General features: G+C 38.1%; 16 protein-coding genes. 11 read left to right on the forward strand and 5 right to left on the reverse strand.

Annotation, left to right across the window (positions count from 1 at the left end; translation table 11 throughout):
- Positions 1–137: 137 nt before the first annotated feature.
- A complete protein-coding gene (locus SB717_RS21405) occupies positions 138–365 on the reverse strand; it encodes a DUF1128 domain-containing protein (RefSeq protein ID WP_013055127.1) in 228 nt (75 codons plus the stop codon).
- 176 nt (positions 366–541) lie between these two features.
- Here SB717_RS21405 and SB717_RS21410 point away from each other — a divergent pair, with 176 nt between their 5' ends.
- The 4 genes from SB717_RS21410 (at position 542) to SB717_RS21425 (ending at position 2707) form a co-directional block, all read left to right on the forward strand.
- The gene (locus SB717_RS21410) at positions 542–1015 is read left to right on the forward strand and encodes a low molecular weight protein-tyrosine-phosphatase (protein WP_074682651.1); all 474 of its coding nucleotides are present in this window, start codon (positions 542–544) and stop codon (positions 1013–1015) included.
- 39 nt (positions 1016–1054) lie between these two features.
- A complete protein-coding gene (locus SB717_RS21415) occupies positions 1055–1393 on the forward strand; it encodes a hypothetical protein (RefSeq protein WP_045291981.1) in 339 nt (112 codons plus the stop codon).
- A 14-nt stretch (positions 1394–1407) separates the two neighbouring features.
- Entirely contained in the window at positions 1408–2247 is an 840-nt protein-coding gene (locus SB717_RS21420; protein ID WP_045291980.1) for a YihY/virulence factor BrkB family protein, read from the forward strand.
- Positions 2248–2569: 322 nt separating this feature from the next.
- On the forward strand, positions 2570–2707 hold the full coding sequence (locus SB717_RS21425) for a hypothetical protein (RefSeq protein ID WP_410904641.1): 138 nt from the start codon (positions 2570–2572) through the stop codon (positions 2705–2707).
- A gap of 76 nt (positions 2708–2783) precedes the next feature.
- Here SB717_RS21425 and SB717_RS21430 read toward each other — a convergent pair whose 3' ends face one another.
- Together SB717_RS21430 and SB717_RS21435 are read right to left on the reverse strand one after the other, a co-directional pair.
- A complete protein-coding gene (locus SB717_RS21430) occupies positions 2784–4703 on the reverse strand; it encodes a heavy metal translocating P-type ATPase (RefSeq protein WP_335442783.1) in 1920 nt (639 codons plus the stop codon).
- Between the two features lie 226 nt (positions 4704–4929).
- Positions 4930–5079, reverse strand: coding sequence for a BH0509 family protein (locus SB717_RS21435; RefSeq protein WP_013055132.1), 150 nt, complete (start codon positions 5077–5079; stop codon positions 4930–4932).
- A gap of 208 nt (positions 5080–5287) precedes the next feature.
- Here SB717_RS21435 and SB717_RS21440 point away from each other — a divergent pair, with 208 nt between their 5' ends.
- Positions 5288–5605, forward strand: a complete 318-nt coding sequence (locus SB717_RS21440) for an ArsR/SmtB family transcription factor (protein ID WP_013081523.1) — start codon at positions 5288–5290, stop codon at positions 5603–5605.
- A gap of 15 nt (positions 5606–5620) precedes the next feature.
- On the forward strand, positions 5621–6547 hold the full coding sequence (locus tag SB717_RS21445; RefSeq protein WP_074682655.1) for a cation diffusion facilitator family transporter: 927 nt from the start codon (positions 5621–5623) through the stop codon (positions 6545–6547).
- A gap of 15 nt (positions 6548–6562) precedes the next feature.
- On the opposite strand, the gene SB717_RS21450 is transcribed toward SB717_RS21445, so the two are convergent.
- Positions 6563–7747, reverse strand: a complete 1185-nt coding sequence (locus tag SB717_RS21450) for an MFS transporter (RefSeq protein WP_410904642.1) — start codon at positions 7745–7747, stop codon at positions 6563–6565.
- Positions 7748–7930: 183 nt separating this feature from the next.
- Between SB717_RS21450 and SB717_RS21455 the strand changes: the two genes are divergently transcribed.
- The 3 genes from SB717_RS21455 to SB717_RS21465 all read left to right on the forward strand — a co-directional run bounded on the left by SB717_RS21455 (position 7931) and on the right by SB717_RS21465 (position 9490).
- Positions 7931–8386, forward strand: coding sequence for a DUF3237 domain-containing protein (locus tag SB717_RS21455; protein ID WP_410904643.1), 456 nt, complete (start codon positions 7931–7933; stop codon positions 8384–8386).
- Positions 8387–8411: 25 nt separating this feature from the next.
- Positions 8412–8900: a phenolic acid decarboxylase gene (locus SB717_RS21460; protein ID WP_045291975.1), complete on the forward strand. Its 489-nt coding sequence runs from the start codon at positions 8412–8414 to the stop codon at positions 8898–8900.
- A gap of 206 nt (positions 8901–9106) precedes the next feature.
- Complete coding sequence (locus tag SB717_RS21465) at positions 9107–9490, forward strand: OsmC family protein (protein ID WP_410904644.1); 384 nt, start codon at positions 9107–9109, stop codon at positions 9488–9490.
- Between the two features lie 19 nt (positions 9491–9509).
- On the opposite strand, the gene SB717_RS21470 is transcribed toward SB717_RS21465, so the two are convergent.
- A complete protein-coding gene (locus tag SB717_RS21470; protein ID WP_074682663.1) occupies positions 9510–9926 on the reverse strand; it encodes a pyridoxamine 5'-phosphate oxidase family protein in 417 nt (138 codons plus the stop codon).
- Between the two features lie 200 nt (positions 9927–10126).
- On the opposite strand from SB717_RS21470, the gene cax reads away from it, so the two are divergent.
- Entirely contained in the window at positions 10127–11182 is a 1056-nt protein-coding gene (gene cax, locus SB717_RS21475; protein WP_074682665.1) for a calcium/proton exchanger, read from the forward strand.
- Positions 11183–11322: 140 nt separating this feature from the next.
- Positions 11323–12123 carry a YfkD famly protein gene (locus SB717_RS21480; RefSeq protein WP_028412446.1) on the forward strand — a complete coding sequence of 267 codons (801 nt, stop codon included), beginning with the start codon at positions 11323–11325 and terminating at the stop codon, positions 12121–12123.
- Positions 12124–12153: the final 30 nt, after the last annotated feature.

Consider the following 12153-nt stretch of genomic DNA (forward strand, 5'->3'; position numbering starts at 1 on the left):
AGATTTTTGGGAATATTTCATCTATGTGTATGTAAACGATTTAACTCTTATTTGCTCGCTAAAAGGTGCAGCATTCATGTATAGAAAAAAATGTAGAAAAAACCGTCAATGGCTATTAGTCATTGACGGAGTTGTCATTAAGCTTGTTTACGCAGTGTACCTAATTCTTCCGCGATCGCTTGCATTTCACTTGGGCTAAAAGAATCTTTTCTCATTACCATATCGTATAAGTACTTTAAGTCTTCATACATTTCTTCGTCAAAAGCTTCAGCTTTAATTGCTCCGATATTTAGCATGCGCAATTTTTCACTAATGCTATCGACCATATGTTTAATATTCTCTGGAGATTTTACTGATAAATCCACTTTGTTCATCCTTCCAGTTGCGTTTTTTTTATTGTAACATGTTTTTATCGTGTGAACACTTTTATGTCAGGTTCTTATCCACAGAAGAGTGGAAACGATATAAATAAAAGAAAACTATTTTTTAGTTTAAAAATGATTGTATATAATGTTTGTAATAAGGGAAAGGAGTCGAGACTATGATTAACGTATTATTCGTTTGTTTGGGAAATATTTGTCGTTCACCCATGGCAGAAGCGGTCTTTAAAGATATGGTGAAGAAAAAAGGACTAGAAGGACAAATTCACGTAGATTCTGCAGGCACAGGAGGCTGGCATAAAGGAAATCCTCCTCATGAAGGGACGCAATCTATTTTAACGAAAAACAACATTAATTTTAAAGGGCAAACAGCAAGACAAGTGATTCAAGAGGATGTAGCTAAATTCCATTATATTATTGGAATGGATGTCGAAAATGTAGGAAATCTGAGAAGGATGGCTGGACATACTAAAACAGGTTATATTGCAAGACTTTTGGATTTTGTGCCCGATTTACATATTGAAGATGTGCCTGATCCTTATTTCACGGGAAATTTTGACGAAGTATATGACTTAGTTCAAGAAGGATGCAAGGCTCTTTTAGACGAAATTATAGAGAAGCATTTCTCAGAGTAAGTGATACTTAAAAAATAAAAAACGGAGGAGAAACGACAAATGGGTAAACGAAATAAGCTAGTAGAAGGTATTGTCATTGGAGCAATTATAGGAGGAGCTGTTTCTTTATTTGATAAAGAAACCAGAAGTTCCGTCATTCAAGGAAGTAAAAAACTGAAAGACAAAACAAAAACTCTTATTCAGCACCCTGAACTTGTGACGGATACTGTGAAAGAGAAATATGAAACGATCCGTACGACCATTGAGCAAGTTTCTGAAGATGTATCATTTGTAGCAGGAAAAGTAGAAAAGTTAAAAGAAACAACGCCTCAGGTGATGGAAATTGTAAACGATACAAAAGAAGCATTTGTGGAGAAGTATGGTGATGAACAAAAATAAATAAGGAGGCACATATGGCTGGAATATATATAAATAACATCGTAAGGTTTGGCAAAGAACTGATGGGCCGCATTCATCGAGATGAGCTGCCCAGCTTATCAGCTGAATTGGCTTATTATTTGCTGCTCTCGCTATTTCCTTTTTTAATTTTCTTAATTACGCTGATTGGATTTTTGCCATTGGAATCAACAGATCTGCTTGACTTGGTCGAAAATGTAGCGCCCCAGCAAACGCTCCACATGATTGAAAGCAACGTTTCTCATATCATTGGTTCTCATAATGAAAAACTATTGTCCTTTGGTATCATTGCCACGATGTGGTCTGCTTCAAATGGAATCAATGCGATTGTAAGAGCATTTAACCGAGCGTATCACGTACAAGAAAATCGGCCTTTTTTAGTGGCAAGAGGTATGGCAGTTCTCCTTACTTTTGCGATGATATTTGTTATTATTGTAGCGCTTTTACTTCCGGTTTTCGGCCATATGATTGGTCTTTATTTATCGTCTACGTTTGGGTTCTCAGAAACTTTTCTCGCTTTATGGTCTGCTTCCCGCTGGATTATCAGCGGTCTCATTTTGTTTACTGTTTTTACGGGGTTATATTACTTTGCTCCTAATAAAAAGCTGCTGATTAGAAATGTGGTAAAAGGAGCGGCTTTTGCTACGGTCGGATGGACAGTGGTATCGATGCTGTTTGCGTATTATGTAAATCATTTCAATAACTATACAGCTACATATGGAAGCTTGGGCGGAATTATTATCTTGCTTATTTGGCTGTACCTATCGGGGATGATTATCGTTATTGGAGGAGAAATTAACGCTATTTTCTACGACCGTCGAGTTAAATCTTCATAGTCACAAATTGGCATGAAATCATTCGCAAGATATGAGCATACTAACAAAGTGAAAGGGAGGTTTTACATCATGACAAAGCATACAAAAAAAGACGGAAGCAATACAAAGCAAAATAAAAAGAGCCAACCAAAGCATAAAACAAGCAACAGCCAAAATGGACAAAACGGTTACCATTAAGGCATGGGTTTTCATAATAAAGAGGCTGGGACAAAAGTAGTTGAGTCCAAGTAAAAAACGAACCATTCATCGACCTGTTTGATGAGTGGTTCGTTTTTTTTTGTGATGGTGCATATCGTTTTATTTGTTTCGTTCCTTCTAGCAGTTGATTGGAGGGCGAGGCGAAGACTCCTACGGGAAAAGCGGAACAGGTGAGACCCCGCAGGAGCGAAAGCGACGAGGAGGCTCAGCGGCCGCCCGCGGAAAGCGAAGCCTTGCACGGAAATCAATTGCGGTGTCATAAGCAGTCCAGCTCATGTATCTCATTTGTTCGTCTTTCGATTGGATTTATTTCGTTATGTCTCAACCTCTTTTTTGCGTTAAGATTTTAACAAACGCAGGCCGTTTAAGATAACTAAAATGGTGCTGCCTTCGTGACCAATAACACCAAATGGCATATCAAGCACTTGGAAAAAATTCGAACAAATCAATAAAAAGATGACGGCAATAGAAAAAATAACGTTTTGCTTCACAATTGAGTTCATTCGTCTAGAAAGAGCTACTGCATCCGAAATTTTTGATAAATCATTTTTCATTAAAACGATATCTGCCGTTTCAAGTGCCACATCCGTTCCTTCTCCCATGGCTACTCCAACGTTAGCAGTAGCGAGAGCAGGTGCATCGTTAATGCCATCTCCCACCATTGAAACGGTAGGGAATTTTTCTTTTAACGCTTTAATTTTATCTACTTTCGCTTCGGGCAAACATTCTGCAATATATTCATCGACGGCACATTCTTTTGAAATGGCCTCGGCTGTTTTTTCACTGTCTCCTGTAATCATGACGGTATGAATACCTTGTTCTTTAAGAGATTTAACAGCGTCTACAGCTTCTTTTCGTACCACGTCTTTGAGCGCAAGCAATCCCACAATACCCTGCTGGTCTTTTGCGTACACAATCGTTTTTCCTTCACTGGCAAGCGTAGATGAAATCCCATTTTCAAATTCAACTGCTTCTGCTTTACCTACAAAATCTGCTTTTCCTATCTTCCACATATCTCCTTGAAGAGACCCAATGACACCGTATCCGGGAACGTCTTCAAGTGAATCTGGCTGAACGAGCGTCAATTCCTGCTTGTTTTTCACATAGTCAACAATGGATTGAGCAAGCGGGTGATTGGACTGACGTTCAATTGATGCGATTTTAATAAGGAATTTCTGTTCGTTTATATCAGAACGTACAATAACATTTGTCACTTCTGGCTTTCCTTTTGTTAACGTTCCTGTTTTGTCAAAAGCAATTGCGCTTAAATGGCTTAACCTTTCTAAATGCACACCGCCTTTGAATAAAATTCCTTTTTTTGCTCCGTTTGAAATAGCAGACAGCGAAGCAGGGGTGATAGATGCAACTAGGGCGCAAGGAGACGCTACAACTAAGAGAATCATTGCTCGGTAAAATGTCTCGGTCCAGCTCCATCCAAGCACATAGTGTGGGAGAAAAAGCATAACTGCCACAACCGATAGAACAATTTTTACGTATGTGCCTTCAAATCGTTCGATAAATAATTGAGAAGGAGACTTTTCACTTTGAGCCGTTTGAACAAGTTGAATGATCTTTTGAAACAGCGTCTCAGCACTTGGCTTTGTCATTTTAATGGTAATGGCGCCTTTCACATTCACCGTGCCCGCAAATACTTCATCATCGAGCTGTTTTAGTACAGGAACAGATTCACCCGTAATAGCAGCCTGATCAATCGTTGTTTGACCCGAGACAACAATACCATCGGATGGCACTCGTTCACCCGGCTTAACTAGCAGCAAGTCACCGATTTGTAAATCCGAAATCGATACAATTTCTTCTTGATCTCCAATCAGACGTGTTGCTTCTTGCGGCTGTAAATTCATCAAGGCGCTAATTTCTCGGTTGCTTTTATTCATGGTGTACGTTTCTAATGCACCGCTTAATGCAAAAATGAAAATAAGCATAGCACCTTCTGTCCAGTAGCCAATTACAGCTGCTCCAATGGCGGCAATAATCATTAACATTTCGACGTTTAATTCTTGATTTTCGATCGTTTCTTCAATTCCTTCTTTTGCCTTAGCAAATCCGCCTATCACATAAGCTAATACAAAGAGCGTAATAGATACAGCTGTATCCTGCTGTTTTGAAAGCAGCCAGCCGGCTAAAATAAGCACTCCGCTCAACAGTGCAGCAATGAGTTCACCATGTGTTTTTAATACGTTGACAGCAGAAGACGTTTGCGGCGTTTGTTCTTGTTTTTTAGGTAACGCATTTTCCATACAAATCCTCCTTGAACGATAATTGAGAAGAATAATCACAATCATTACCCCTAAAAAAGCACGAAAGCTGCCATCTCAGCGATAGCAGCACACTTTTTCCATTTATTATCTTTTGAATTGGGATATTTAGTATAGTATAGCACGGAACAAGCAAGGAGGTAACGACTAATGCTTAAAAAAATAAAAACAGAATGCAGCTGGACGTCTGCATTCTGTAAAAAACGTACTACATATCTAAATGCTCTTCATAATATTTATAAGCGGAAGTGTAAATGTGCTCGATATCGGCATCCGTCATGTACATTAAGGTTTCACGGTCAATCCCCTTCATTGTTTCAATAAATGTAATCATGTTTTTACGTTCTTGTCTGCTCATTTATTATTCTCCTCTCCATCTGTTTTAATACAGTTTATTATATTTAATTGTATTATATAACAGAAAAAGTATTTTGTGTGGATTTTTTTTAAAAATAGGCAAAAAAATTTTGAAAGACGTAAATAATTGACTATATAGAAAAATGTGTTTTATAATTTATATATGAACATATGCTCATATACTTGCATATAATGAACGGAGAGATGGTATGAAAAAAGATGAACATTCGTTTTTATCGCCTCAAACAGTAGAAGAAGCATCAAGAATACTAAAAGCTATTTCAGATCCTACGAGAATGAAAATTCTTTATTTGCTATTTCAAGAAGAGTGTTCAGTCGGTCATATGGTTGAAGTGCTTGGTGTTTCACAATCAGCTATTTCACATCAGTTAACTCACTTGCGTCATTTACGTTTAGTAAAATATCGCCGTGAAGGGAATACGTATTTCTATACGTACGATGATGAACACGTGGTTGGAATTTTACATCAAGTGATTCAGCACGTAGAATGCGCACATAACGAATAGGAGGAGGGGCTTTGCATGAGTCATGATCATCACCACCATCATCATGGTCACCATCACCATTTTGATACACAGCGTGAAGGCAACAAAAAAGGTCTGTTAATTGCACTAATTATCACCGCGGGTATTATGGTTCTTGAGTTTGTTGGAGGGCTTTTTACAAATAGCTTAGCGTTATTATCCGATAGCGGACACATGCTGTCTGATACAAGCTCACTTGCTCTTAGCCTAGTAGCGATATGGTTTGCTAACCGAGCTGCATCGGCTAAAAAAACGTACGGTTATTATCGTTTTGAAATATTAGTGGCTCTTTTTAACGGAGTGGCACTGTTTGTAATAGCAGGGTTTATCATTTATGAAGCCTATCAGCGCGTACTAGAGCCGCAGTCTGTAGCAAGCGGCAGCATGATGCTGATTGCTGCTGTTGGTTTACTTGCTAATTTAATCAGCGCCTGGTCACTTATGAGACAAGGCGATGTAAAAGGAAATGTAAATTTACGCAGTGCTTACTTACACGTATTGGGAGATGCTCTAGGGTCTATTGGTGCTATTGTAGCGGGACTTCTTATGATGCTGTTTGGATGGTATATTGCTGACCCGATTATTTCTGTAGTTGTGTCTGTATTAATTTTAAAAAGCGCTTGGGGCGTGCTTGCTCATAGTGTTCATATTTTGATGGAAGGCTCTCCTGAAGGAGTGGATCATAGTGAAATCAAAAACCTTCTTGAAAACATTGAAGGAGTCAAAGATGTGCATGATTTACACATTTGGACGATTACTTCAGGACTGGACTCATTGAGCTGTCATATGCGCGTAGAAGATGAAAAAGATTGTCAGCAAATTTTGCAAAAAGCCATTGATTTAGTACACGATCACTGCGGCATTGAGCATACGACGATACAAGTTGAAAAGTCAGCTCTTCAGCATCGAACGCTAAAAGTTTAAAAAACAAGCGAGGACCTATAGGTTCTCGCTTGTTTTTTGCTGCATAGGCATTTTTTGTCCGAATACAAAAAGAATGATAAAAATAAAGCCAAGCATCCCGCTAATAATATTAAAAAAGCTGACATGATGAAAGAACTGAATAAAAGTACCGCCTATGTAAGGACCGGCCAGGCTTCCGATACTAAAAGCAATGCCGCATAGTAAATTACCTGTAGGAAGCAGACGAGCAGGAATCAAATCCGTCATATAGCTGATTCCTAAACTAAACGTAGAACCTACAACCATGCCTGCTATAAATAAACAAGCTACTAATGGAATAGCGGTGTCTTCCAAGAGACTTGCTGTAAAAAAAGTCACGGCTCCAATTGATAAAATCCATCCTAATACCAATTTCCGTCCGAATTTATCGCTCAGTATGCCAAGAGGAAGCTGAAACACAATAGCTCCAACTGCAAAAGAAGTCAGCAGAAGTGAAATAAACTCTACTTGCAAACCAATTCGCAAACCATATACAGGAAAGCTTCCGTTCAGTGATGATTCTAAAAACCCATATCCAAAAGGCGGTAAAAAAGCAATCCAAGCATATTTAGTCGCTTTAGAAAATCGTTTAGCCGTTTCTTTTAATGAATTAACTTCAACTTCCTGTAGGGGAATTTCATTTTTTATCAAAAATAAAAATACCCACGTTAGAAGACATAGAGCGGATGAAATCATAAAAGGCAGCGCTTGATTAATTTCAATTAACGGCGTCATTAAAGGCCCAACAGCAAAACCAATACCGAAAAAAAGTCCGTACAATGAAATATTTCGCCCTCGTTTATCAGCAGGGGAAGACGATGTAATCCACGTTTGAGTTCCAAAGTGCAGCGCGTGATCTCCTATTCCAATAAATAAACGGAGCACAAACCAAAATACAACAGATTTCCATAGGGGAAACAAAGCTAAAGATACAATAACTAAAAGTCCGCCTGCTGCGATAATTGGCTTGTATCCGTATCTGCGAAGCGGTGCTTCCATGAAAGGAGAAATAAATAAGATCCCCAGATACAATCCAGTTGCATTTAATCCGTTTATAGTAGAAGAAAGACCGTCTTTCTCAAAAATAATAGCAATTAAAGGCAGCAGCATGCCTTGGCTGAATCCAGAAATGGCGACAAGGCTAACTAAAATCCAGAAACGTTGTTGATGAGTAGCACTCATAGCATTTATAACCTCTTTTTATCTATATTTTGTCAATCCAACTGTTTAATCGTACAAGGAAAACGCTTTATTGACAAGGATATAAACAGGCTGAGCTGTCCATTTGACATCTTTATATAAGAAGAGTAGAATAAAACATGTAAATAGTTACATGTTTTTATTTACAATTAAGAGGTGATTGCTATGATAGAACCAGGGTTAAAGAAAATAGCGACATTCACAATTAATGTTGGTACCCCGATTGTCATTGGTCATACAGGGGTAGGGAAAAAACAGTTTATCCCCATTAAGTCAGGTACTGCAAATGGAAAGATAAAAGGCTTAATCCTTCCAAGCGGAGCAGATTCTCAAATTATTCGTTGGGATGGCCGCGTCGATTTATCTGCTCGTTATGTAATTCAAACAGAAGATGATGAACTTATCTACATTGAAAACAATGGAATACGTCAGGTTAGTAAAGAATTTAGAGAACAGGCTGCTGAAGGTAAAATTGTACCTCCAGAGCATGTTTACTTTCGTACGATTCCTGTCTTTGAAACTGGAAGTGCAAAGTATAAGTGGTTACAGGACCGCATTTTTATAGGCGCTGCTGTAAGAAACCGAGACAGCGTTGTGCTAGACATATATGAAGTTTTATAAATCAAATTAAAGGAGAGGTATAAACATGGAAAAATTTATTGGGAATCATATGATTTACACATACGAAAATGGATGGGAATATGAAATCTATATTAAAAACGAAAATACAATCGATTACCGTATTCATAGCGGAATGGTGGCAGGACGATGGGTTCGTGACCAGAAAGTAGATATTGTGAAATTAACAGAAGGGGTATATAAAGTATCTTGGACTGAACCAACGGGAACAGATGTATCTTTGAACTTTATGCCTGATGAAAAACGCATGCACGGCATTATTTTCTTCCCAAAATGGGTACATGAACATCCTGAAATTACCGTGTGCTATCAAAATGATTATCTTGATTTAATGCATGAATCCCGTGAAAAATATGAAACATATCCAAAATACGTTGTTCCGGAATTTGCTGATATTACGTTCATCAAAAATGTCGGAGCGAACAATGAAGAAGTTATCGCTCAAGCGCCTTACGAAGGAATGACGGATGATATTCGCGCTGGAAAATTAATTTAATATGGCGGCATAAAAAAGGCTAAGACAAAAGTATGTTAGTTGAAGGGAAATCCGAACGAATTTGATTCTTAATCAAGAATCAAATTCGTTCGGATTTTTTTATTGTGATGGTGCCCGGAAATTAACCGCAGTGTAACAAGTAATCCATAGTGAGAGTAGTTGGTTATATAAAAAGCGGTTTATAATGAAGTAAAGGAGTGAAGAAAATGAAATTTAACATGAAAAAAGAAGCGGGTTTTACGACAAATCTTCCTTACGGAGAGCTGCATATCGCCGGAGATGAAGAGCATGGCTTTCGTCCGTATCAGCTAATGACATCCTCCATTGCCGTGTGTAGCGGAGGCGTGTTAAGAAAGATTCTAGAGAAAAAAAGAATCTCTTTTTCAGATTTACGTATCCAAGCTGATGTGACGCGCAATGATGAAAAAGCGGGGCGAATCGAAAAAATTCATTTGCACTATACCATTACAGGAGAAGACCTCCCATTAGACAAAATTGAAAAATCGATTGAGCTAGCTCGAAAAAATTGTTCGATGCTACAGTCGGTTATTGACAGTATAGAAGTGACAGAAACCTTCGAAATAAAATAAAAGTGGACATTGTCCACTTTTATATTTCTTTTGGTTTGCTTCCGGCTTTATCAAAATAGCGCATGCGTTCAGGGGTCAGCTGAAGAAGCAAATAATTTGTGTCATCTGGACTTTTAATCCACTCTTTTAACTTTTCATTCCAAAATTTCTTTTTTAACTCTTCGTTTGTTTCTACATTTACTTTGGCTTCTACCTCTACATACGGATCACTCCAACCTTGCCCATCATAGCCTAACAAAATATGAACGTAAGGGTTTTTTTCTAGTTCTTCGACTTTATGGGTATCTTTATTGGTAGCGGTGTAGAGCACAAGATCTTCATGAAAAAACATCATAAAGCGTGAATAAGGTTTTCCATCTTGAATCGTAGCTAACGTTCCGATTGTATAGTCATCCAGTACGGATAAAATTTGATTTTTCACATCATTATTGCTCATTTTTTCACTCCTTATTATATCTTTTTACCCTTGGTAGTTTGGCTGATTTTTAACTATCTTAATCAAAAATCAATTAAGGGTTTATCATTTATAAAATTAGGTTAAAAATACTAACATTGATGGTGAGTCTATACAAATTCCATTAATTTGATATGATTGATTTTGTTGTCAAAAAATGAATAAGGTAGGTGTACATATCGATGATCAATCGGGTTTTTCTGATAGCGGTTATTCTTGGGGTGCCGCTATCTGTTATTGGGCACATGATGCACTGGTCAGATGTTCTTATGTTTATTATTTACTGTTTAACAATCATTGCCCTCGCAGCTTTTATGGGAAGAGCAACAGAGAGCTTAGCTGTTGTAGCTGGTCCTCGAATAGGCGGTCTATTAAATGCTACGTTTGGTAACGCTGTAGAATTAATTATTTCTATTTTTGCTCTAAAAGAAGGCCTTACAGCTGTGGTGCTTGCATCGTTAACCGGTTCTGTATTAGGAAATCTCCTTCTTGTAGGCGGTCTTTCATTCTTCATCGGGGGATTAAAATTTAAGCGCCAAGAATTTAATGTCTATGATGCAAGGCATAATTCTGGATTATTGATCTTCGCCGTTATCGTTGCGTTTGTTATTCCTGAAGTGTTTGCTAGCGAAATGGACGAAGCGAAGACTATGTCCCTAAGTGTCGGAATCTCCATTATTCTTATCATCTTGTACTTAGCGGCGTTATTTTTTAAGCTGGTAACGCATCGAGGCGTGTATCAGCATAAAAGTGAAGAAGTGGAAGAACATGAGAAGCCAGAGTGGTCAATGTGGAAAGCGATTGCGGTTCTCTTTTTGTCTACGTTAGCTGTAGCTTACGTATCGGAAAGCTTGGTTAGTACAATCGAAGTTGTATCCGAAAGTTTTGGGTGGAGTGAGCTGTTCATCGGGGTCATCATTGTAGCGATTGTTGGGAACGCGGCAGAGCATGCTTCCGCTATTATTATGGCCGTTAAAAATCGCATGGGTGTAGCTGTTGAAATTGCTGTCGGCTCAACTTTACAAGTAGCGATGTTTGTAGCACCGATACTAGTGTTAGTTTCGCTGATGTTCGAAAACCAAATGTCTCTTGTCTTTACTTGGCCTGAGTTGATTGCGATGGTAACGGCCGTGTTTTTAACTATTGCTATTTCTAATGACGGAGATACAAACTGGTTTGAAGGTGCAACTCTTTTAGGTGCTTATATTATTATGGGAATTGGTTTTTATCTTATTTAAAAAAGAAACGTTCGCTTTATGTGGACGTTTCTTTTTTGTGGGTGAATAGAAGAATTTCCCTTTTAGTATTCAGGATAAAACAGGGGATGTTTGAAAAAACTATGGTTGCATTCATTAACGATGTTGAAAGGAGTTTCTAGATGTTACGTAAATTGCTTTTATTTGTGTTTACCATCATTATTTCATTTTCATGTTCGACGAAGATCGCCATTGCGAAAACAGCTCAGCCTACCATCAACGTGCCTTCTTCAGCCTTAAATATTTCAAAAGAAAATACGTATCCAAATGCTAGTCAAGATACACCATATTTGCAGCCGAGTGAGTTCACAAAAGAGCTCATTGAAACGTCAAATGTAAAAATTGAAAACCCTGATTTAATTCGTATATTAAATGAATCAAACATTTCTAAAACTCCATGGGCAATTGGGTTCAGAGCAACCATTTTTTTAGGACAGTGGCCGTTAAATTATGAATCAACAGAAACAAACGTTAACTGGCAGCACCAGCGAATCAATACGAATCATTATGATAACAGAGCAGGAAAAACTCAGTACAAAATGATGTACAGTCAGGAAAATCAAAGCCATGTAAAAGGCGGATTAACAGCAAAAGTGCCCCAGCCTGATCATGTTAAACAAATGATGCTAATTGAAGCAGCTAAAAAAACAAAGCTCACTTTATCATTTCAAACGTTTGTAGGTGCCGGAACGAAAAAAGACCAGGTGTATAACGTAGCTCCCAAAAAAGTAGGTTATCTCTATGCGTACACGCCTGCCGTAAGTGAAAAGGGAAAAGTTACGTATGGAGAAGTGTATGTAACGGTAAAAGGCAGCAAGCGTTCAATTGTGGTGAGAAATGTAACGTCTCAAGGAATTGGAGCATGGATTCCAGTACAAGATTATGTCTCCTTAAGTTTTGGGGCTTATGACCAGCCGAGATAACAACAAAAAGAGATTCCCATTATGGAATCT

It is taken from the genome of Priestia sp. SIMBA_032 (assembly GCF_046535215.1).
In the GTDB taxonomy this organism is placed as follows: Bacteria; Bacillota; Bacilli; order Bacillales; family Bacillaceae_H; genus Priestia; species Priestia aryabhattai.